This window comes from Paenibacillus methanolicus (assembly GCF_008124765.1).
Classification (GTDB): Bacteria; Bacillota; Bacilli; order Paenibacillales; family Paenibacillaceae; genus Paenibacillus_Z; species Paenibacillus_Z methanolicus.
In genome coordinates, this window is sequence record NZ_VNHS01000005.1 from 39,000 (window position 1) to 58,935 (window position 19,936).

The window sequence follows — 19,936 nt, forward strand, 5'->3', positions numbered from 1 at the left end:
ACTAATAAATATTAATGTTTCTTAAGAATCCCGCGCCGGAAAACCTCCCACGACCCGGCGAGCCGCCGATCGAATCGGTCGGGCCCGGCATAGATCAGCTCCACCAGCATGCCCTCCAGCAGGTTGGAATACGCCAGCACGGCGGCGTCGACGTCGACGGCCAAGCTGGACGCGGCTTCGGTCAGTCGCTGCCGGGCAAGCTGCTCCTTCCGGTCGAAGTATCGATTCAGCGCGTCCTTGATCGTCTCCTCTAAATCCAGGAATGGATAAGTTTCACCTTTATCCACCATCCTGGATTTCGCCGGAACGTAACCAGCATCGCCGCTAGAAGAGGGCGATCGCGGTTTCGCCTTGTGCACCTGCGGGATGATAAACCCGTGGTAGAGAATGAGCTTCAGGCGGTCGTCGCGCAGGTAACGTTCCTTGTAGGTTTCGATCAGGCGCAGCAGCGTTTGATCGAACGGCTGCCCGCGATGCCGGTCGTAGAATTCCTCCAACACCCGGATTTCCTCCGCGATCGCTTCGTTGAAGACGGCGAGGAACAACTGCTCTTTCCCGGCGAAATGGGTGTACAGCGAAGGCTTCTTGCGTCCTACCTCGGTTGCGATCATGTCGAGCGAGGTCGCTTCGTAGCCCTTGGAGGCGAATAAGCGGAGCGCCTGCTGTTTGATTTGGTCCACGATCATGGCGTAACGATCTCCTTAACGGCCGAATTCGGCCGTGACGTATTTTTTCTTCCCGACCTTCACGAGGACATACCGGCCGTGAAGCGCCTGTTCTGCGGTCACGAGACGGATCGCGTCGCGTCGCGGATTTTCGTTCAAATACAAGCGTTATATAGGTTCACGCATATAAGTCATCTTGTATTTCTCACGACGGCCGTCAGCGTCTCGACGTTGCCGCGGAACAGCGCTCAGCTAACCTGGATCGCGCCGCTTAGCGCTTCCTCGCCGTGCACCAGAAGCGTTACCTCGCGGGCGAGCATGGTCTGGGCTTCGCGCCGTTCCGGCGCGGTTCGGACGGCTTGCTCCAGCCGCTCGATCTCTTCCTTGGACAGGAACGTAAAGTACTTGATGAACCGGATGACGTCCGCGTCGTCGGTCTGCAGCCAGAATTGGTGGAACCGGAACGGCGACGTCTTGTCCGGATCGAGCCAGATTGCCCCGCCCGCGGTCTTGCCGAACTTCGTGCCGTCGGACTTCATGATGAGCGGCATCGTTAAGCCGAACGCATCGCCGCCATCCTTGCGGGAAATGAGCTCCAGGCCCGCCGTGATATTGCCCCATTGGTCGCTGCCGCCAATTTGGAGCGAGCAGCCGTGCCGCTCGTGCAGGAAGCGGAAATCGTATGCCTGCAGCAGCATGTAGCTCATCTCCGAGAACGAAATGCCAAGCGGCAGACGGCTTTGGACGGTTTCCTTGGCGAGCATGTAGTTGACCGTGAAGCGGATGCCGGTGTCGCGCAGGAATTCGATGACGTTGATCGAACGGAACCAGTCGAAGTTGTTGAAGACGCGCGCGGCGCGCTCCGGATGGTCGAAGTCGAGGAAGCGGGACAGCTGGCCGCGGATGCTGTTCGTCCATTGCTCCACCATTTCGTGCGTATTGTAAGGACGTTCCTCGCTTCGTCCCGTCGGATCGCCGATCATGCCGGTCGCGCCGCCGACGAGGGCGAAGGGGACATGGCCGGCTTGCTGGAAGCGCCGCAAGGTCAAGACGGGCAGCAGGTGGCCGATGTGCAGGCTCTCCGCCGTCGGATCGAAGCCGGCATACAACTTCACGGTCCCCTTATTCAGTTGTTCCCGCAATCCTTCCAGGTCGGTTGCCTGGTGAACGAGTCCGCGGAACGCCAAATCGTCAAGAATATGCATCGTTCATCTCTCCTTCGTTATGTTCATATATTCAAGCAAAGCTCAACGTAAAGGACAAGCTTTGTAATAAATGCGGGTTCACTTCCTAATCCGACCGACCGTTCGGTCGGATGATTTCGCTTAGTATCGCATGATCGAGAGGTCTCGTCAAGCGCTCTGCCCGGAGCGAACGGGAATTACGCAACGAACGTCGATATACGCAGATGTTTCTTGGTTTGCATGATTTCGCCTAGCGTGCCCATACTTCACCGCTTTAGTCGAATAGACGGCATGTAGCGGATATGATATAACATACCTATGACACCTTAGAGAGGGTAAACGGATGAATATTTACCTGCTTGCCATCATTTTTCTCGTTCCCGCGCTGGCCATGGTCTGCATGACCGTGATGATCGTGTGCCGGGACTATCGGAACAACCTCTATCGGGCGGCCGGGCGGATGTTTGCCGTGGCGGCGTTGAATTTTATGGCGATGTTCTTCATGAACAGCGCGCCGCTCCATCACCGGGCCTCGATTCTCCTCTATATCCTGTTTCCGCTCATCACGCTCCTGTTGGTATCTGTTCTTCATTATTGGTTCCTCTATACCCGTGCCTACGAGAAGAGGCATGCGCGTTGGTACAAGGCGCTAATCGCCGCGTTTCTCGTCCAGCTGTTATCGATTCCCTTCGTGTCGTCCACGGGTTATGTCGGCCTGCGATCGGATGGTTCGGTCTTCTATGAACCCGGTCCCGGCATGTATGCGTTCTGGGGGCTCACGTTCGTCGCGCTCGGGACGATCCTTCGATTGTTTATTCCGTTGTTCAGACGAGAGCCGGGTCCGGCCCGCATTCTGCTCACGGCGATGCTCTTGGCGACCGGATTCGGAGTCGGGATCAACGTCGCGAGCATTCTGTTCCAATCGCAGCAGTATTATTTGGACAAGCTGACTACGCATTCGATGATTTTCGCCATGGTCGGGATTTATATCAACATGGTCAAATATAACGACTTGCCTTCCTTCGAGAAGCGATACCGGATCTTGTTCGAGCGGGCGCCGCTGGGCATCCTTATCGTCGACGGGCAAGGCGCCATTCGGGAAGCGAGCCCGGCCGCGCTCGACATTTTGAATTTGCCGGCTTCTTCCTCCGATATCATGCACAACGTGCCGGAGACGAAGCGGGAAGCGTGGCTAAGGGATTATGAGGCGGCGTTTCGCGCCCAGACCCGAATGCAGAACACGGAGCTGATGCTATCCGCCGCGCTCGGGATGAACCGAACTATCGCCATGGATTCCGAGTTTATCGTCGTCGGGGGCGAAACGCTGCAGTTCATCATGATCCGGGACATTACGGAGATGAAGCACAACGAGCGGCAGATCACGTATTTGGCTTATCATGACGGGTTGACAGGCTTGTACAACCGCGCTGCGTTCCAGCGCGAATTGGACCGGCTGCTGAGCGTATCGGCCTCGTGCTCTCTCATTCTGATGGACTTGAACAAATTCAAAGCCATCAATGACAATTACGGCCATCATGCGGGCGATCTCGCGTTATGCCATGTCGCGGCGAAGCTGTCCGAGGCGGCCGGACCGGCGGAATTCGTCGCGCGGTTCGCAGGCGATGAATTCGTCGTACTGACCGCCGGCCAGGAGGAAGCGGACCGTTTTCTCGCGAAGCTTGCGCAGGCGCAGGAGGCGAGTCCGTTCCGGCTTGCCGCCGACGGCGAGCACATCGAGGTGACGTTGAGCGTGGGCATCAGCCATTATCCGCGCGATGGCGAGAACGCCGACGATTTGTATAAGCGGGCGGATGAGCGGATGTACCGGATGAAGAAGCAGCCCGCTGCCGTCAGCGATTAACAGCCGCTAGAATTAGCGCATTCCTCACAACCACGCCCCTACGGGCGTGGTTGTTTTCGCGTTGGATCGGAAGTGAGGACAATAGCCCGAAAAAGGTCTATTGTGCCGGCCGCGGTCATCGATTTATAGTAGGGAGAGGAAACGATTGGAAAACGATAGCGGAGGAGGCGTTTGCGTCATGAGATCGATTTTTGTCCTGGGAGACAGCATCTCCATTCAGTATGGGCCTTACTTAAAGCGGATGACCGAGGGGCGGTTCGTCTATGACCGGAAGCGGGGCGAAGAAGAGGCGCTCGCCGATCTGGACCATCCCGTCGGCGCGAACGGCGGGGACAGCGCGATGGTGCTCGACTATTTGAAGAGCGAGCAGGCGAGAGGGACGCGTTACGATCTGCTGCTGCTTAATTGCGGACTGCACGATGTGAAGACGGATCCGGAGACGGGCGAGAAGCAGGTGCCGCCGGATCCGTACCGCCGCAATTTGGAGGAGATCGTCATTATTGCGCGGGAAATGACGCAAGCCGTCATTTGGCTTCGCACGACGGATGCGGTCGAAGACATTCATAACGCCCGCATCGCCGCTTTTCATCGTTACCATGACGATGTCGTCGCCTATAACGCGATCGCGGACGAGATTATGAGCCGATACGACGTGGCCACGCTCGATCTGTACGCGTTCACCCGCGCATTCGGTACGGATGCCTTCTGGGACCATGTGCATTTTACGGAAGAGGTGCGGCGCTTGCAGGCCGCATATATTGCGGGGTATTTGGAGCGGTACGGCTGAAGCTGCCGGTGCAGCAAATGACCAAAAAGGTACGGCTCCCGCATCTTGCGGAGGCCGTACCTTTTGTTTTCAACTCGACTAAACCGCTTTTTTCGCCTTCGATTGACCTTCGGCCTTCAGCTTGGCGATCAGCTTGTCGCCCTCGACGTCGAGGTTCGGCAGCAGGCGGTCCAGCCAGCGCGGCAGCCACCAGGCTTTGTCGCCGAATACCGACATGATCGCGGGCACGAGCGTCATGCGCACGATGAAGGCATCGATCAGGATGCCGGCCGCCAGCGCGAAGCCGATCTGACGGATCATCGCATCCGGCGCGAAGATGAAACCGGCGAACACGGACACCATGATGACGGCGGCGGCCAGGACGACGCGGCTTGCCATTTCGTAGCCGTTCACGACGCTCTCGGCGCCGCGTTTGCCGTGGACATAAGATTCGCGCATGGAGCTGACCAGGAACACCTGGTAATCCATCGCCAGCCCGTACAGAATGCCGGTTACCATGATCGGCATGAAGCTGAGCAGCGGGCCGCCGGTGTCGAAGCCGAACACGTCGTGCAGCCAGCCCCACTGGTAGACGGCGGTCGTCAGGCCGAAGGTGGCCAGGATGCTCAGAATGAAGCCGACCGTCGCTTTGATCGGGACGATGATCGAGCGGAACACGAGCAGCAAAATAATGAGCGACAGCACGACGATGATGCCGACGTACAGCGGGAACACTTCGGCGAGCTTCGCCGACATGTCGATGTTGATGGCGGTGAAGCCGGTGACGCCGATCGTCGCGTTCGCCGCCTTCGCGAAGCTCGAATCCGGGTCGCGCAAATCGTGCACGAGATCCTTCGTTTCTTTATCCGTCGGTCCCGTCTTCGGGATGAGGCTGACGATGGCCATGCTGCCGGACTCGTTAAAGCCCATCGGGGTCACGACCGACACGTTCTCGTGCTTCTGCAGCTCTTGGACCAGACCGCCCAGCTGCTCCGGCGTTATCGCCGCCGACGCGTCCTTCGGCTCCGCTACGAGCAGCAGCGTACCGTTGAAGCCTTCGCCGAAGCCCTTGGTGATCGCGTCGTAGCTTTGTCTAGCCGTCGTGTCGAGATCCGCCGAGGCGCCGGACGGGATGCCAAGGTCCATCTTGGCGGCCGGAATCGCGGCCACGCCGAGCACGATGATGACGCCGGCGATAATGAGCCAGCGGAACTTGACCGTACCTTTCGCCCAGCGATTCGCGAAGCCCTGATCGGCTTTCTTCGCGGACTTCTTGGCCGCTTCGCGAGCTTTGGCGGTGCAGATCTTCTCGCCTACGAAGCCGAGCAGAGCCGGGAGCAAGGTCAAGGACAGCAGGACGGTCACGAAGACGGTCGCCGCGGCGACGAGCGCCATCGTCGACAGGAACTGAATGCCGATGACGAGCATGCCGCACAGGGCGATAATCACGGTGAGGCCGGCGAAGAAGACGGCGCTGCCGGCGGTGCCGACCGCCCGGCTGGCCGCTTCGCGCGCGGTCAAACCTTCGTCGAGTACCATGCGGCGCTGGCGGTTGACGATGAACAGCGAGTAGTCGATCCCGACCGCAAGGCCGATCATGACCGCCAGGGCCGGCGTAATATCGGTCATCTGGACGAACTTCGAGAGCGCGAACGCGCCGCCGATGCTGATGGCTACGCCGAAGATCGCGGTGAGCAGCGGCAGACCCGCGGCAACGACCGAGCCGAGCGTAATGAACAGGACGACGGCGGCGACGGCGATGCCGATCGCTTCGGTCGAGCCGATCGCCGGCATGGTCGAGAGCGATTCGCTCGGGATGACGCCGATGCCGGTGTTGCCTTCTTGCGCCGCGTTCACCGCGGCCATAACCTCATCCGGCACGGTGGCCGGTAGCGACGTCAGCTGCTCGGTGAACTGGAATTGGAACAAGGCGACGCTGGCGTCGGAGGCAATCATGGCGCCGATGACCGGCACGCCGTCCACGACCAGCGGGCCGTACGGAGGCGCTTCGCCTCCGGCAGCGCCTGCTTGATCCGCGCCGGTGCTCGCTTGACCGGCTGCAGCAGCGTCTTGACCGGCTTGCGATGCCGCATTGCCTTGCGCCTCTTGGCCGCCGGCGGCAGCCGAAGCGCCGGCCGCGGCTGCCAATTCAGCCGGGTTAATCACATAATCCTTGTCATAGACGCCGCCGACGGCCTTCTGAATGGCCGCCAGCCGTTCGGGCGTATCCAGTCGCTCGCCTTCTGGCGCGGTGAACACGATGCTCGCTTGCCCGCCGGATGCGGCCGGCAGCTCTTCCGTTAACTTGTCGAGCACCTTCTGCGATTCGGTGCCCGCGATCTTCATCTCGGAGCTGGAATGAATGCCGTTGATGCCGAGCATGGCGCCGACGATCCCGAGAATGACGACCCAGCTGATGAGAAAATGCCATGGTTTGTCGTAGGCGGTGCGGCCTAACTTATACAGAAACGTGGACATGGGTAAAGCGCTCCTTTATTAGCCAAAATAATTCTTAGAACCCGTTGCGCAAATACGCGAAGGTCGAGTTCAAATACTGCTCGAAAGTGATCGCGTCCGTCTGGTCGCCCGGCTCCTCGCCGGGGAGCAGCACGTTCATGCTGCCGTCGAGAACGGGGACGAACGCGCCGTAGACCGCGCCGGCGAGCAGATGGGTGTACTCGGCGGGATAGCGCTCGCCGGCGAACTCCGCCAACAATTGCTGGGCGGCCATCTGCAAGCGATGCAGAATGCTTAAACTATAGGGCTCAAGCGTAGGATAACCTTTGGCCAGCGAGACGAACCGGCGAAGCTTTAATAGAAAATCCTTGGTCAATTGCATCGTCATCAGACGATACAGCATATCGAGCGGCGTCGTATCCGGAGGTAGCGAGGCGAATAACAAAGCGGTGTATTCCTCTTCGTTCTTCACGGTCACCGCGCCGGCCGCAACCGCTTCTTCCTTACAGGAGAAGTAGTTGGCGAACGTACGTCTCGAATAGCCGGCCTTCTTCACGACATCATCGACGATGAAGCCGTCCAGCCCATGCTCCAGCGCCAGCTCGAATGCCGTCTCCGCCAGTGCGGCGGCAGTTGCTTCCTTCTTCTTATCTCGCAAGGTTAGCTTGTCGTGAAGCACGTAAGCAGATTCTCCTTTCCATCGTTATCGGATGGGATGATGGGCTACTGTCTATATATATTATTGCTCAAAGTGCAATGATGCACAATGTGCAAAGTTTACAACATTGTGACGCTCTCGATGCGAGCGGCAGCAGGCGTATCGGCTAAGCCGAGAGCAGCATGCCAATTCGCGGGGAGGTTGGAGGGTGAAGACAACTTCTTTGACTTTGCGCGTCGGTTGCTTCATGCATGAAAAAGCGAGGCCGGGAGCAGTCCCGTACCTCGCAGAGTTCAACCAGCCATTGGGGTTCTATTAAACTAACGTTTCGAAATTGATTTCCGACCAGCACGAGGCCGCAACACGCGATCGCCGCTAACATCGGGCGGGGAGATCCGACCAACGTTCGGCCGTTTTCCGATTAATTCCGTGTGGACGTTTCTAAACCTAGATTTTCTCTGACTGCTGCCGGTTGAAAGATTAACAGTATAGTTCCTGTAATTTCCAACTGAGATTCTTCTCATTCCCACTATTCGACATAACGGAGCATCGCAGTAGCCTGCGCCCCCGCAAAGACGGAATGCATTCTGAGGAAGATTAATCGTGTTCCCGCCAGACCACACAAGACTCCTGGATATAGATTCGGCATAAAAATAGATTTGTTGATTATTTACGGCTCCCCTCACAACCTCTACCGTTTGCCCAGGGTTCACTTGGTACCAACCAACCGCTTCATACCAGTTGGGGAAAGGTATCGTGGAGCCGGAGTCGGTCCTGCAGCTTGGTTTGTAGTAGGCTGCGGCAACATACACGGTTAGATGGGTATTGTTACGAAAATTAAATCCCATCGCTTTCACTTCCTTTCGAATTGAATTACATGCATAACGTATGCAGGTTTTCGAGAAAGGAAGTGGACATCGCTAATACGCCGCGTAATTGCGGCTCTTTTTTTGTTCCAAAAGTTGATGTTCCTGCCACAAACCAACGACAGTTACGACACAGACTGGTTCTAATTTAGAAGCGTTTCTATGATTTGGGCTAGTAAATCAGAACGATTACCTCTACTAATTCATATGATTCTAGTAATTCATGATAGAGGAGGTTTTCAATTGACAAAAAAACGTGAATAGCAATTTGCGTTCTGTACGATCCCAAGCAGAAGTTCGTCAGCAAAGACACACTCGTTGGACAGGCTGGTACATTAGGACTCGAGATCTTCGACTGGAAAAATAATCGGGGTAACCGAATTATTGTACAGCCAAATGGGGTTCCTGGGGCAATATGCGGCTGAGATGCGGCCATGACTACACCATCTCATTTTACGAGGTATAACACAGCGCAACTGTGGTTGTCGGAGTGTTTCTCCCACAGCTGCAATGCGGGTGGTAAGACTTTAAGTGGGGGTGAGATCAATGAGTCTCTTTTTTCGTAACACCACGAATTCCGTCCTGCGCGTAGCCATATATTTTCACGATACTCGATGCGGCTTCCACATCATAGGAGAGAGAATTATCTTAGCTGCCTGGTACCGTTTGGATCCTGGTCAATCGCGGCAGCTTGTAAGCGGCACCGTAGGGGGGAGCGACTTTTATTATTATGCCGAGAATACGGCAAGAACGATGACATGGTCCGGTAACTTCACCACGGACGTGCCGAATAATGGTCATAACGGATGCTGGAGCCGGGGAGTTCCGGGAGGCGTATGCAGCAATTGCAGGAGACTCGGATTTCGAACAATCAGTATTCCGGCAGGTACGGTGAACTACACGATCAACCTCATTGCAAGCAGTGCGCAAAGAAATGAGAGGCGCAAAAATACTCATATGGCCTTACCCACGAAACGCAACCTATCACGTAAATCAGAGAACGGGAAACGACTAACGGGAAGCCCTAGAAAAAAGTAATGCCGCCCGGCGGCCATCGAGTTGTACAGTTGTAAGCTGAACCAACTCGAATCTCGACAATCAACACGAGATTGCGATGTTTCTTTACGTTGTGAATTGGGACGAAAAGTTAGGCTCAAGAGTAGCAAAGGGGACCCCGCTCGTCATCCTAAATGACGGTTGGCCCCCTTTCGCCTTATGGCGTCACTTCGCGGAACGTGGCGTCGGCTTTCTCCTGCGCGGACGCGATCGGGTCGATTCGTAACGCGTTGTTGTAATGCCGGATATAGCGGTCCGTGAAGTTATAGGAACGATACGAACTCCAGCCGGAAGAAGCGGCGAGTCCCGCGGTCTTCACGAAGGTGGCGTCGTTCTTGAACGTCGCGGTGCCGTCGTCCTTCTCCAGCACGAGCGCGTAATTCTTGTGCCTTAGATAATAGCCGGGGAAATTGACGGATTCGAACGATACGCCCGAGGCGGCGGCGAGTCCCGGCACGATCCGGAAGCGGGCGTCGTCCGCCGGACTTACGTTCTGATCGATGCGAGCCTGATAATTGGAATGGCGAATATAGTAGCCGGCATTGTTGTAGGACTCGACTCGCCGCACATCGCCCGGCTGCCCGGTTTCCTTGAGCACGGTCATATGGCGCACCGTCCCCGACAGCGCGGTTAGCTCCTTGCGCGCCGTCCACGCGAGGAAGCCGCCGGAGGAATCGCTGTAGTAGTATTTGGCATCGGTATAGGAGTCGAAATAGATGCGCCACGCGCCGCTATCCAGCTGCACGAGCGCTGGACCCTCTACCCAGGAGCCCCAGCCGGCCCAGTCGCCGGCGCGCTGGAACGTGTAAGGACCGGTCAAGCTGGAAGCCGTCGCGTATTCGATATATTTGGTCGTTTCGTTCTTGGCGAACGCGTGGTAGGTGCCGCCGCTCTTGACGATGAACGTGTCGATGTAATTGGGACCGAGCCCTTGGAGAGCGACCGGCGCGGAGAACGACGTCGTGGCGAGATTGCCGGTGGACGCCGCGATTTTGTAGGGCAGGAAATTCTCGTAGTTGCCCGGGGACAGCGAGACGATGATATTCAAGCCGCCGTCCGTGTCTTTGAACCATTCCGGCGCCCACGTATGCCCGATGCCGCTCGGAATCGATAGCGTCACGTTGCGGACGAACGTCCAATTGTTCCGGTCCGGGCTGGACGCGATGCCGATCGTATTGCCGCTCCAGTTCGTTGTATAGACGATGTAATAGTTGCCGTCCGTATGCTTCATGATGCTCGGGTCGCGGATGAGTCCGGTCGGCGGCGTATACGCCGGGCCTTTCATCAGCCCGTAGTTCGTCGCGTTGTACGACTGATACATATACAGGTTGGATTCGTTCGCGTTCGTAAAAGCCGACATCGTGTACACGCTCGTCGCGGCTTGAGCAGGGGCGGGCAGGCAGGCGAGCGACAAGCCGAGCAGGAGACAACAGCAGAGCAGCCAGGACATGCCTTGGCGCAGGGAGAAACGGACATACATGAATCGATCAACTCCTCGCATGGACAATTTCGAAAGCGCTTTCGACGAGAGTATACGCCCTGCGGTCCTCTGCCGCCTACGGAGTTTGATGCGATAAAAGTGGGTTCTGTTACGCGGATCGGTGGAACGGCGCATCCGGGCGAAGCAAGCGCTTGGCACGCGCGCCGTTCATCCGGCGGCAGACATGAAATGGGTTTCATAGCCAGCTATCATCTGCTATCATGAAGACAACAATGAGGTCAGGGTGAAGCGGAATGAAAAACATTACGATCTACGACATCGCGAAGGAAGCGGACGTCTCGGTCACGACGGTGTCGCGGGTGCTGAACGGCACGGCGCCCGTCAAGGCCAGCACGAAGGAGGCGGTCCTGCGCGTCATCGAGAAGCATAAGTTCCAGCCGAACGCGTTGGCCCGGAGCTTGATCAAGAAAGAGACCGGCACCATCGCGATGATCGTGCCGGACATTACGAATCCGTTCTTCCCGGAAGTATTCTGGGGCTCGGAGAACGAAGCGCGCGAGAAGGGATACACGTTCTTCCTATGCAATTCGGCCGGGGAATACGGCAGAGAGTCGGAATATTTGTCCATATTGCGGGAGAAGCGGGTCGAGGGGATTATTTTCGTCGGGGGCCGGATCAATCTGGCGAACTGCCCGCCCGAGCTTGTGCAGGAGGTCGTCGATACCGCCAAGGGAATTCCGGTCGTGCTCGTGAACGGTCATTTGGCCAAAAGCCAGCTGCATCGCGTCTACACGGATGAAGCGGCCGGGGCGGCGCTTGCGGCGCAGCACGTGATCGACCTCGGGCACCGCGAGATCGCGTTCATCGGCGGGATGGAGGAGCTGACGACGACGATCCAGAAGGTGAAGGCGGTGAAGCGGAAGCTGGAGGAGCACGGACTCGGCTTGCGCAAGGACCGGCTGCTCTTCGGCGAGTTCTCCATCACGGCCGGCAGGGAGCTGATGGCGAAGCTGTTGGAACAGGCCGACCGTCCGACCGCGGTCATCTGCGTCAACGACTTCACGGCGATCGGCGCGATCAAAGCGGCGACGGAGCGGGGGCTGCGGATACCGGACGACATCTCGATCGTCGGTTTCGACGACTCGCCTCTGTCCACGGCGGTCATCCCGGAGCTGACGACCGTGACGCAGAACACGAACGAGCTCGGCAAGCTCGCCGTCGAGCGGATCTATCAGATCAACAACGGCCTGCCCGCCAAGCGCAGCACGGTGTTGCAGCCCAAGCTCGTCGTCAGGCAAAGCACGGGACGAGCGCCGGGGATGGCGTAGCGCGGAAGTTGTTGCGTTCCGGCGGCTGCGAGGCGCAATAGTGAGCCGAAGCTCGTTAATCGCATGCATCCATCACCTTGCTAAGCCCCTCGAGCGGCGTTACCCCTCCCCAACACAATGCGACAAAAAAAGCTCCGCCGGGCGCGTGCGCAATGGGCATTTAGTTCGATGCAGCCCGCGACCCGCAAGCAGTAAAATCGAGAAGTGAAACCCCTTTCATGCAGAGCGACGAGGTGCGCTCTCTTTTTTCGCCCGCTACAGAAACCGGTTTCATGAAACCCATTTCACTAATGGGCAACTTCGCCGGCGGCATGGCCGGATAAGGAGGCGACGGAGGGCGCTGGTTGGCTTGCGCAGGCCGGAGGACTTGAACGGAAACGGCAGCAATCTTGATTTACCGGTGAGGATATGCACGTAATTTGGCACGAATTCTGCTAGGGGGGAAGACGTTGAGTCGACAACGATTGAAGAAGAGCACGGCCGCGGTTTTGGCGGGCATGTGCGGATTTTCGCTGTATGGGGGACCGCTCTACGCGGCCGATCCGGTCATTCCGGCGGCCGAACCGGTAACCCGCATCGTGATCGATGCCTCCACGACGTTCCAAGCCATCGATAACTTCGGGGCATCGGACGCGTGGTCGATGGAGCAGCTGGGGAAACATTGGACGGACGCGAATAAAACGAAGGTGGCGGACCTGCTCTTTTCGCGGGACAAAGGCATCGGCCTCTCGGCTTGGCGCTTCAACATCGGCGCGGGCTCGACGGAGACGGACCAAGCCATCATCGGCAATCCGTGGCGGCGGGCGGAGGCGTTCAAGATGTCCGCGGAAGAGACGTACGATTGGAGCAAGCAGGCCGGCCAGCAGTGGTTCCTGAAGGCCGCGAAGGAGCGGGGCGTCGATACGCTTATCGCCTTCGTCAACAGCCCGCCGGTCTGGATGACGAAGAACGGTCATGGGCAGCCGGACGCGACCGTCGGTTCGACGAACTTGAAGGAAGGGTACGAGGACGAATTCGCGACTTACCTGGTCGACGTCCTCGAACATTTCGAGCAGGAAGGCCTGAAGTTCGATTACATTAGCCCGATCAACGAGCCGACATGGGATTGGAACAAGGCTGGACAGGAGGGCAACCGGTACAACAACGAGGATATGAAAAAGGTCATTTTGGAGCTGTACCGGCAGCTGCAGGCGAAAGGGATCGACTCGCAAATCAGCGCGCCCGACGGCGTCGAGATTACGGCGCTGCTGGACGATGCCGTCTACAAGGCGTTCGCGAACCAGGAGCAGTACAAGGGCGGCGCCAACGCGCTCGGGCTTGGCAAATACCGCGAATACATCAAGGACCTGCTGGGCGACCCGGAGCTGAAGGAAGCCGTCGGCAACAAGATCGCCTCCCATTCGTACTGGTCCGACTACAGCAATCCGGGCGACGACCGGCTTGGTAAGCTTAGAGAGCTGCTGGCCGACAATCTGAAGCAATACGACGAGAACGCGAAGTATTGGATGAGCGAATACTGCATTCTCGGCTCTTACGGACCGGGCCGCGATCTGGGGATGTCTCCCGCGCTCGTGGTCGCCAGGACGATCCATTTCGACCTGACGCGGGCGAACGCCTCGGCTTGGCAGTGGTGGACGGCCGTCTCCAAGGAGGACTACAAGGACGGCTTGATCTACACCGACTTCAACCTTCCGGCCGACGAGCAGAACATTCTGACTTCCAAAATGCTGTGGACGCTCGGCAATTACAGCAAGTTCATTCGTCCCGGCGCGGACCGCGTGCAATTGACCGGGATCGACGAAGCGGCGCGAAGCGGGCTGCTCGGCTCGGCCTATCGGCACGAGGAGGAGAAGACCGTTACGGCGGTGTTCGTCAACGACAGCGCCGAGCCGAAGCCGATCAACGTCGCGTTGGACGGCTTGGGCAAGAACGAAGCGGTATTCGCGATGCAATCGTACGTCACGAGCGAGGCTTCCGATCTGGGCAAAGGGCAGGACGCCGAGGCGCAAGCCGACGGCACGTTCGAGACCGTCATTCCGCCGCGCTCGGTCGTCACGCTGACCGGCGATGTCGTGAAGGACAACGACAAGCCGGCCGCGCCGGAAGTGTCGGGCGTGACGCCGCTGAACAAAGGGCTTCAGATCGAGTTCGAAGCGGCCAAAGGCGCCACGGAGTACGAAATCAGCTACCGGGGCGAGCGGGAGAACGAAGACCGCACCGTGACGCAATCGACGGATGCGCCTGTCGTTCTCCAAGGGCTGGATAACGGCAAGTCGTACGCGATCACCGTCCGCGCGGGCAACCGCAACGGCTTCGGCCCGCCGTCCAAGCGCGTAACCGGCACGCCGCAGCTGCTGCCGCCGGCGGAGGTCGCGGCCGCGGGGACGGACGGCGGATTCGCGCTCCGCTTCCCGGCCGAATCGGGCGTCCCTTCGTATCGGGTGCGTTATGGTACCGAATCGGGATCCTACGCGGCCGAGACGATAAGCGGCGATTCAACCGGTATCATCAACGTGGAAGGCCTTCGCAACGGCACGACGTATTACGGCGTCTTAGAGGCCGTCGATGGCGCGGAGGTCAGCGCGCCTACGGCAGAGTTCCAAGTGAAGCCGGACATTCCGGCGCCGGGCAAAATCATCGCCATCCCGGGCGACGGCTCGGTCCGCCTCGAATTCGCTCCAGTGGAAGGAGCCGCCGGATACGCGGTTCAATATGTTTCGGGCGCCGCGGTCGCCGCGGCTCCGAAGCGGCAGAGCGGAACCGAGCTTGAATTGAAGGGACTTACGAACGGCAGTCCGGTCGCGATCCGCGTATCTACGGTCGGCAAGGGCGGTCCGGGAAGCGGCTATGCGGAGAAGACGGTAACGCCGCAAGCGGAAGAAGTGCGCTTCGAGGATACGTTCGACAGCGGGGAGATGACCCGTTACCAGCAAGAGGTAAGCGTCTGGGCGATGGAAGACGGCTTGATGAAGCATGCCTCCGGCGGCGACCATCAAGGCGAGCTCAGCGTGAAGGACGCGAAGGTGATCGACGGGACGATTACGGCGGTCGCTAAGCACGCGACGGCAGGCGCGGATTGGGGCGTCGTTTTCCGCGGCGGCGCCGGTTCGAAAGGGTATTGGTTCGGGTTCGAGAACGGTGCGATGGTTCTTCGGAAGGATGGCGCGAATCTCGCGGTGCCGGTTCCGTTCACGGCGAAGCTCGGCGAATTGTACAAATTGGAGGTAAAGCTGGACGGCAAACGGATCCAAGCGTTCGCGGACGACAAGCAGCTGTTCGACGTCGCCGACACGCTGTATACGAGCGGCTATGCGGGACTGCACAGCTGGGCGGACGCGCAGTTCTCCGCGCTGAGAATCACGCGCGACGCCGGCAGCTTCAGCGCTATTCCAGAGATTTACGAGGCAAAGGCCGGCGACGGCCAGATCGCGCTCCAATACAGCGAGGTGGAAGGGGCGAACGCCTACTTCATCCGCTATAAGGCGAAAGGCGCGCCGGATGCCGAAGCGATCGAAATTCCGGCTAATCCGAGAACGACGATCGTAACCGGACTCGCGAACGATACGGCGTACGTCTTCTCGGTCATTGCCGAGCGAGCTGACGGACGGGCGCAATCGCTCCCGGCGGAGGGCACGCCGAAGGGCAGCCCGCTGCTCTATTACGTCGATGCCGGCGACGGATCGACCGGTCAGCCGGAGACGGGCGAGACGCTCGGCTCGCTCCAATCGTTGGAGGAGCAGCCGTACGGCGCCGATCCGATTACGGGAATGAAATGGGGCTACGAAGCGGACGACGGCCAGACGTGGGCCCACACTGCTCCGGTCGATGCGCATGAATCCATCCGGCAGTATGACGGCACCGCGAATGGCAAAGGGCTGGCCTACCGCTTCGAGCTGCCGAACGGAACGTACAAGGTCACGGCCGGATTCTTCGATCCGTGGACGGATAACAACCGGGTCATGAACGTGACGGTCAATGGGGAGACGAAGCTGGCGAATTACGTCATCGGGAACAAACGGGAATCGCACGAGTTCGCGGACGTTCAAGTTACGAACGGCGAGCTTGTCGTCAAAGCGGTGAAAGCCGGCAGCGGCAAGCCGATGATCAGCTGGCTGAAAGTCGAGAAAGCGGCGCAAGGCGGAGAGCAGCCGAACGCATTGACGCTGACCGGCCCGGAGATCGGGGAGAGCGGGCAGCCGTTCGACGTGACGGTCGCGCTCCCGCGTCCGAGCGAAGCTTTCCTAGCGCAAGACATTACCGTTGCATACGACGCCGAGAGGCTGGAGCTGGCTGACAGCGGCATCGTCCTGCTGAACGACGGCTATCAGCTCGTCGGGCAGGACGATGAGCCGGGCCGTACCCGGCTGCTGCTGGCCAAGACCGGCGAAGATGGCGGCACGGAGGGCGGCGAGCTGTTCAAGCTGCGGTTCAACGTCAAGGCCGACAGCGAAGCGGGCCTCGCGGCCATCGCGCTGCAAGCGGCGTCCGCCGCGAGCGGCGAAGGCATCGAGACGCCGCTTGCGGGAGACGCGATCGAGGTGCAGATCAACGCGATCGACAAAGCGGCCCTGCGCGCGCTGATCGGAGAGGCGCAAGCCAAGCACGCCGGCACGGCCGCCGGCACGGACGTCGGGCAAGCGCCGCAAACCGCGAAGGACGCGCTGGCGCAGGCGATCGCGGCCGCTTCGGCCGTTGCGAATAACGCGGGCGCTACACAGGGGGCGGTCGAGCAAGCGCTTCGCGACCTCAGTTCCGCGCTGCGCGCGTTCGAGGACGCGATCGTCAAGCTGTCTCCTGGCGACGTCAACGAGGACGAAAAGGTCAGCATCGGCGACCTGGCCCTCGTGGCCAAATCTTACGGGAAGACGAGCGCGGACCCGGATTGGGCGGAAGCGGCCAAGTCGGATATTAACCGCGACGGCAAGATCGATATTGAAGATTTGGCGGCGTTGGCGAAGCTCATTCTTCAGTAGGCATTCAATAGGCAAAAGACCTGCAACGAGCGCTGCAGGTCTTTTTGCTGTATTCGCCAAGCTAGAGATCCAAATCGCCGGATCAAGACGGCGACTGCTTATTTGCCTCGGCTACCCTTGCGTCGTCCTGCCGAATATCTTGAATGCCGGTCTCCATCCGCTCCGCGACCGGCTCGCCTTTGCTCGCCGCCAGCAGCGTCTCCATGATGAGCGCGCCCCAATCCTCTTCGCGCTGGGAGATCACGGCGGCGAGCTGGCCGTTGGTCAGCGCCTCCTTGCTCGTCGTCGTCATCCCCATGGAGACGGCCAGGCGGTCCAAGCCTTTCGCCTTCCAGATGAGCGTCGACGCGGAGGCGGAGACGAAGTCGAGCCCGACTAAGGCGTCGAAATGAGGATGGGCCTCGATCATCGTCTCGATATCGCTCATCGCTTTCTCCTCGCTGCCTTGGTTATAGTGCACCTCGAGGACATCGATCGCGGAATTCGCGTTCAAGTGGTCAATGAAGCCCGCGAGCCGCTGCCGCATGCCGTGCATCTCTTCCATGCCGTTCTCCACGAGGATCATCCCCTTGCCCCCGAGCAGCTGGCTGACGGCGATGGCGCTTTGCTTGCCCGTTGCGTAATTGTCCGCGCCGACGTACGCGGCCCGCGCGCTCCCCGGCGCGTCCGACTCGAACGTGACGACCGGGATGCCGGCGGCTTGCGCCTTGTCGATGACCGGCGTCAGCGCGTCGGAATCGACGGGGGAGATCGCGATGCCGGCGACCTGCTGCTTGATCATCGTCTCCATGATGCGAATCTGCTGCTCCGTGTTCGCCTCGTCGGGCGCGCTTACGATGAGGGCGACACCGTGCGCCTCCGCCGCGGCGCTGGCATCCTGCGTCACCGTCTCGTAGGTCGGATATGCCATCGGGTAGATGATCCCGAACGTCTCGGTAAGCGGACGCGGCGCCTCGGCCTGCGGGACGCCAGAGCCGGACGGCGGCGTCTCCGGACCGGACTCGCCGCCGAAGCAGCCGCCGAGCGTAAGCGACAGGAACGCGGCGATCGCGGCCAGCGGCAGCCTGCGCGCGCGCCTCATGCCATTCGCCCTTCCGATCGCGCCTGTTCCTTGACCTCCGAGGCGCCTTGGTTCCGGTATTCCTTGGTCGTCATGCCCGTTATTTTCTTGAACAGGTTCGAGAAATAGTGCGGGTCGTTGTAGCCGACGTCGAACGCGATCTCGAACGATTTGCGCCGCGTCGTCTTCAGCAGCTCCATCGCCTTGCCGATCCGCACCTGGGTCAAATATTCGGTCAGCGTCTGGCCCGTCTCCTGGCTGAACACTTTGCTGAGATGACTCGGGCTGATGCGGACGTGCTGGGCGATGACCTTCAGCGAGAGCTGGTCGTTGTTGTACTGGCCGACGATGTAGTCCTTCACGCTCTTGATGATATCGCCGTATTTGTCCGCCGCTTCCGCCCGCCAACGCCACAACTCGCGAAGGAGCCCGCACAAATATTGAACGCAATCTTCCCATGTCGCGACCTGTTTGATCGCCTGCTGGAGACGGCCGATGCCGTCGCTCGGATCAAAGCCGGTGCGGAACGTCTGCTGGGCGGCGCGGAACGCCTCCAGCGTCAAATCGTTTAGCAGATAGAAGCCGTATGAGGAGGCGGTCCAATGAAGCGGCTGCAGCTCGCGCGCGAAATCCCGCACGAACGTCTCCAGCCGCGCCGGAGAACCTACTTTGAGAAAGTCGAGGAAGGCGGCGCGGTCCACCAGGACGTCCACGCGCGCCGACTCGTCCGCTTCCCCGAACGCGGCCTTGTTCTGCTGCTTCAGCCGGGCGATGTATTTGTCTTCCTCCGCTTCGAGGTAGGAGACGTGGATGCCTTGGAGGCGCTCCTGGACGCTCCCGGCGCCCGTATAGATGTCGCAGCCGAACCGGGCTTCCAGCTCCGCCCGAAGTTCCAAGCCGATCTGCCGGAGGCACTCGGCCATGCGCTCGGCCGAGCTGCCCTTGAAGATGACGACCAGCTCCGTCCGGCTCCGCATGAACGACAAACGGTCGATGCCGGGGACGAGCTGCCGGTCCATCGCCTCGCGCAAGCCGTTCATGACGCGCGGCTCCTGCGGTTCCGCGACTTCCGCCGGCCGGATATCGAAGATGGCGACCGCGTAGTAGCGGGCCGACAGCGGAATGGACAGCTCCTTGGCGCATTCGATCGCCTCGCCGGTGCCGATCAGGCCGCCGCACAAATCCGCGAGCAGCCGCTCCTTCGTCACGGTCTGGCTTTTGAGCCGCTGCTGTTCTTCGTCGATCTTCCGTCCGACCTTATGGAGCAGCTCGACGAGCTCGGCGGCGCTGATCGGCTTCAAGCAGTAGTCCTCGACGCCGAGGCGAATCGCGTTCTGCGCATAGCGGAACTCGTCGTGGCCGCTCATGATGACCACCTTGATCGCCGGCATCTGCTTGCGGACGACGGCGGCCAGCTCCAGGCCGTCCATGAAGGGCATTTTGATATCCGTGATGAGAATATCCGGCATCCATTCCTCGATCAGCGGCAGGGCGATCTCGCCGTCCGGCGCGTCTCCGCAATAGTGGAAGCCTTCTTTCTCCCAATCCACGCAGGTGCGCATATTTTCGCGAATGAGAATTTCATCGTCCACGATCATCACTTTTTTCATCGTCAAGACCC

Annotated in this window: 13 protein-coding genes and 1 pseudogene; 5 read left to right on the forward strand and 9 right to left on the reverse strand. The window is 59.5% G+C overall.

Going from position 1 to position 19,936, the window contains the following annotated elements:
• Nucleotides 1-11 precede the first annotated feature (11 nt).
• From BCM02_RS14155 to tyrS, 3 genes and pseudogenes are all read right to left on the reverse strand, one after another.
• Nucleotides 12-686 (reverse strand): TetR/AcrR family transcriptional regulator, encoded by a 675-nt coding sequence (locus BCM02_RS14155; protein WP_148929767.1) that lies wholly within the window; start codon nt 684-686, stop codon nt 12-14.
• Nucleotides 687-701: 15 nt separating this feature from the next.
• On the reverse strand, nt 702-830 hold the full coding sequence (locus BCM02_RS36335) for a hypothetical protein (RefSeq protein WP_281288185.1): 129 nt from the start codon (nt 828-830) through the stop codon (nt 702-704).
• A gap of 86 nt (nt 831-916) precedes the next feature.
• Nucleotides 917-1,870: pseudogene (gene tyrS, locus BCM02_RS14160) on the reverse strand (tyrosine--tRNA ligase); the annotation flags it as partial.
• A gap of 322 nt (nt 1,871-2,192) precedes the next feature.
• Here tyrS and BCM02_RS14165 point away from each other — a divergent pair.
• Together BCM02_RS14165 and BCM02_RS14170 are read left to right on the forward strand one after the other, a co-directional pair.
• Nucleotides 2,193-3,710 carry a GGDEF domain-containing protein gene (locus BCM02_RS14165; protein WP_148929769.1) on the forward strand — a complete coding sequence of 506 codons (1,518 nt, stop codon included), beginning with the start codon at nt 2,193-2,195 and terminating at the stop codon, nt 3,708-3,710.
• Between the two features lie 178 nt (nt 3,711-3,888).
• The gene (locus BCM02_RS14170; protein WP_148929770.1) at nt 3,889-4,497 is read left to right on the forward strand and encodes an SGNH/GDSL hydrolase family protein; all 609 of its coding nucleotides are present in this window, start codon (nt 3,889-3,891) and stop codon (nt 4,495-4,497) included.
• A 78-nt stretch (nt 4,498-4,575) separates the two neighbouring features.
• Here BCM02_RS14170 and BCM02_RS14175 read toward each other — a convergent pair whose 3' ends face one another.
• The 3 genes from BCM02_RS14175 to BCM02_RS36610 form a co-directional block, all read right to left on the reverse strand.
• Nucleotides 4,576-6,954 (reverse strand): MMPL family transporter, encoded by a 2,379-nt coding sequence (locus tag BCM02_RS14175; RefSeq protein ID WP_148929771.1) that lies wholly within the window; start codon nt 6,952-6,954, stop codon nt 4,576-4,578.
• Between the two features lie 34 nt (nt 6,955-6,988).
• Nucleotides 6,989-7,612 carry a TetR/AcrR family transcriptional regulator gene (locus BCM02_RS14180; protein ID WP_148929772.1) on the reverse strand — a complete coding sequence of 208 codons (624 nt, stop codon included), beginning with the start codon at nt 7,610-7,612 and terminating at the stop codon, nt 6,989-6,991.
• Nucleotides 7,613-7,911: 299 nt separating this feature from the next.
• Nucleotides 7,912-8,439, reverse strand: coding sequence for a DUF1036 domain-containing protein (locus BCM02_RS36610; RefSeq protein WP_148929773.1), 528 nt, complete (start codon nt 8,437-8,439; stop codon nt 7,912-7,914).
• Nucleotides 8,440-9,003: 564 nt separating this feature from the next.
• On the opposite strand from BCM02_RS36610, the gene BCM02_RS36615 reads away from it, so the two are divergent.
• Nucleotides 9,004-9,495, forward strand: a complete 492-nt coding sequence (locus BCM02_RS36615) for a DUF1036 domain-containing protein (protein WP_148929774.1) — start codon at nt 9,004-9,006, stop codon at nt 9,493-9,495.
• A 175-nt stretch (nt 9,496-9,670) separates the two neighbouring features.
• Here BCM02_RS36615 and BCM02_RS14195 read toward each other — a convergent pair whose 3' ends face one another.
• The gene (locus BCM02_RS14195) at nt 9,671-10,993 is read right to left on the reverse strand and encodes a glycoside hydrolase family 43 protein (protein ID WP_148929775.1); all 1,323 of its coding nucleotides are present in this window, start codon (nt 10,991-10,993) and stop codon (nt 9,671-9,673) included.
• Between the two features lie 254 nt (nt 10,994-11,247).
• Here BCM02_RS14195 and BCM02_RS14200 point away from each other — a divergent pair, with 254 nt between their 5' ends.
• Both BCM02_RS14200 and BCM02_RS14205 read left to right on the forward strand, forming a co-directional pair.
• Nucleotides 11,248-12,282, forward strand: coding sequence for a LacI family DNA-binding transcriptional regulator (locus tag BCM02_RS14200; protein ID WP_148929776.1), 1,035 nt, complete (start codon nt 11,248-11,250; stop codon nt 12,280-12,282).
• 449 nt (nt 12,283-12,731) lie between these two features.
• Nucleotides 12,732-17,255, forward strand: coding sequence for a glycoside hydrolase (locus BCM02_RS14205; RefSeq protein ID WP_187434216.1), 4,524 nt, complete (start codon nt 12,732-12,734; stop codon nt 17,253-17,255).
• Between the two features lie 82 nt (nt 17,256-17,337).
• Here the strand turns inward: BCM02_RS14205 and BCM02_RS14210 are convergent, their stop codons facing one another.
• Nucleotides 17,338-18,336: a sugar ABC transporter substrate-binding protein gene (locus tag BCM02_RS14210; protein WP_148929777.1), complete on the reverse strand. Its 999-nt coding sequence runs from the start codon at nt 18,334-18,336 to the stop codon at nt 17,338-17,340.
• The gene (locus BCM02_RS14215) at nt 18,333-19,925 is read right to left on the reverse strand and encodes a response regulator (protein WP_148929778.1); all 1,593 of its coding nucleotides are present in this window, start codon (nt 19,923-19,925) and stop codon (nt 18,333-18,335) included. The genes BCM02_RS14210 and BCM02_RS14215 overlap by 4 nt, the downstream gene beginning before the upstream one ends.
• Nucleotides 19,926-19,936: the final 11 nt, after the last annotated feature.

What these genes read in the sequence shown, in the direction of transcription:
- BCM02_RS14170 (WP_148929770.1), top strand. Translation starts at nt 3,889, where the DNA reads ATGAGATCGATTTTTGTCCTGGGAGACAGCATCTCCATTCAGTATGGG.
- BCM02_RS14195 (WP_148929775.1), bottom strand. Translation starts at nt 10,993, where the DNA reads ATGTATGTCCGTTTCTCCCTGCGCCAAGGCATGTCCTGGCTGCTCTGC.
- BCM02_RS36610 (WP_148929773.1), bottom strand. Translation starts at nt 8,439, where the DNA reads ATGGGATTTAATTTTCGTAACAATACCCATCTAACCGTGTATGTTGCC.
- BCM02_RS36615 (WP_148929774.1), top strand. Translation starts at nt 9,004, where the DNA reads ATGAGTCTCTTTTTTCGTAACACCACGAATTCCGTCCTGCGCGTAGCC.
- BCM02_RS14210 (WP_148929777.1), bottom strand. Translation starts at nt 18,336, where the DNA reads ATGAGGCGCGCGCGCAGGCTGCCGCTGGCCGCGATCGCCGCGTTCCTG.
- BCM02_RS14215 (WP_148929778.1), bottom strand. Translation starts at nt 19,925, where the DNA reads ATGAAAAAAGTGATGATCGTGGACGATGAAATTCTCATTCGCGAAAAT.
- BCM02_RS14200 (WP_148929776.1), top strand. Translation starts at nt 11,248, where the DNA reads ATGAAAAACATTACGATCTACGACATCGCGAAGGAAGCGGACGTCTCG.
- BCM02_RS14155 (WP_148929767.1), bottom strand. Translation starts at nt 686, where the DNA reads ATGATCGTGGACCAAATCAAACAGCAGGCGCTCCGCTTATTCGCCTCC.
- BCM02_RS14175 (WP_148929771.1), bottom strand. Translation starts at nt 6,954, where the DNA reads ATGTCCACGTTTCTGTATAAGTTAGGCCGCACCGCCTACGACAAACCA.
- BCM02_RS14165 (WP_148929769.1), top strand. Translation starts at nt 2,193, where the DNA reads ATGAATATTTACCTGCTTGCCATCATTTTTCTCGTTCCCGCGCTGGCC.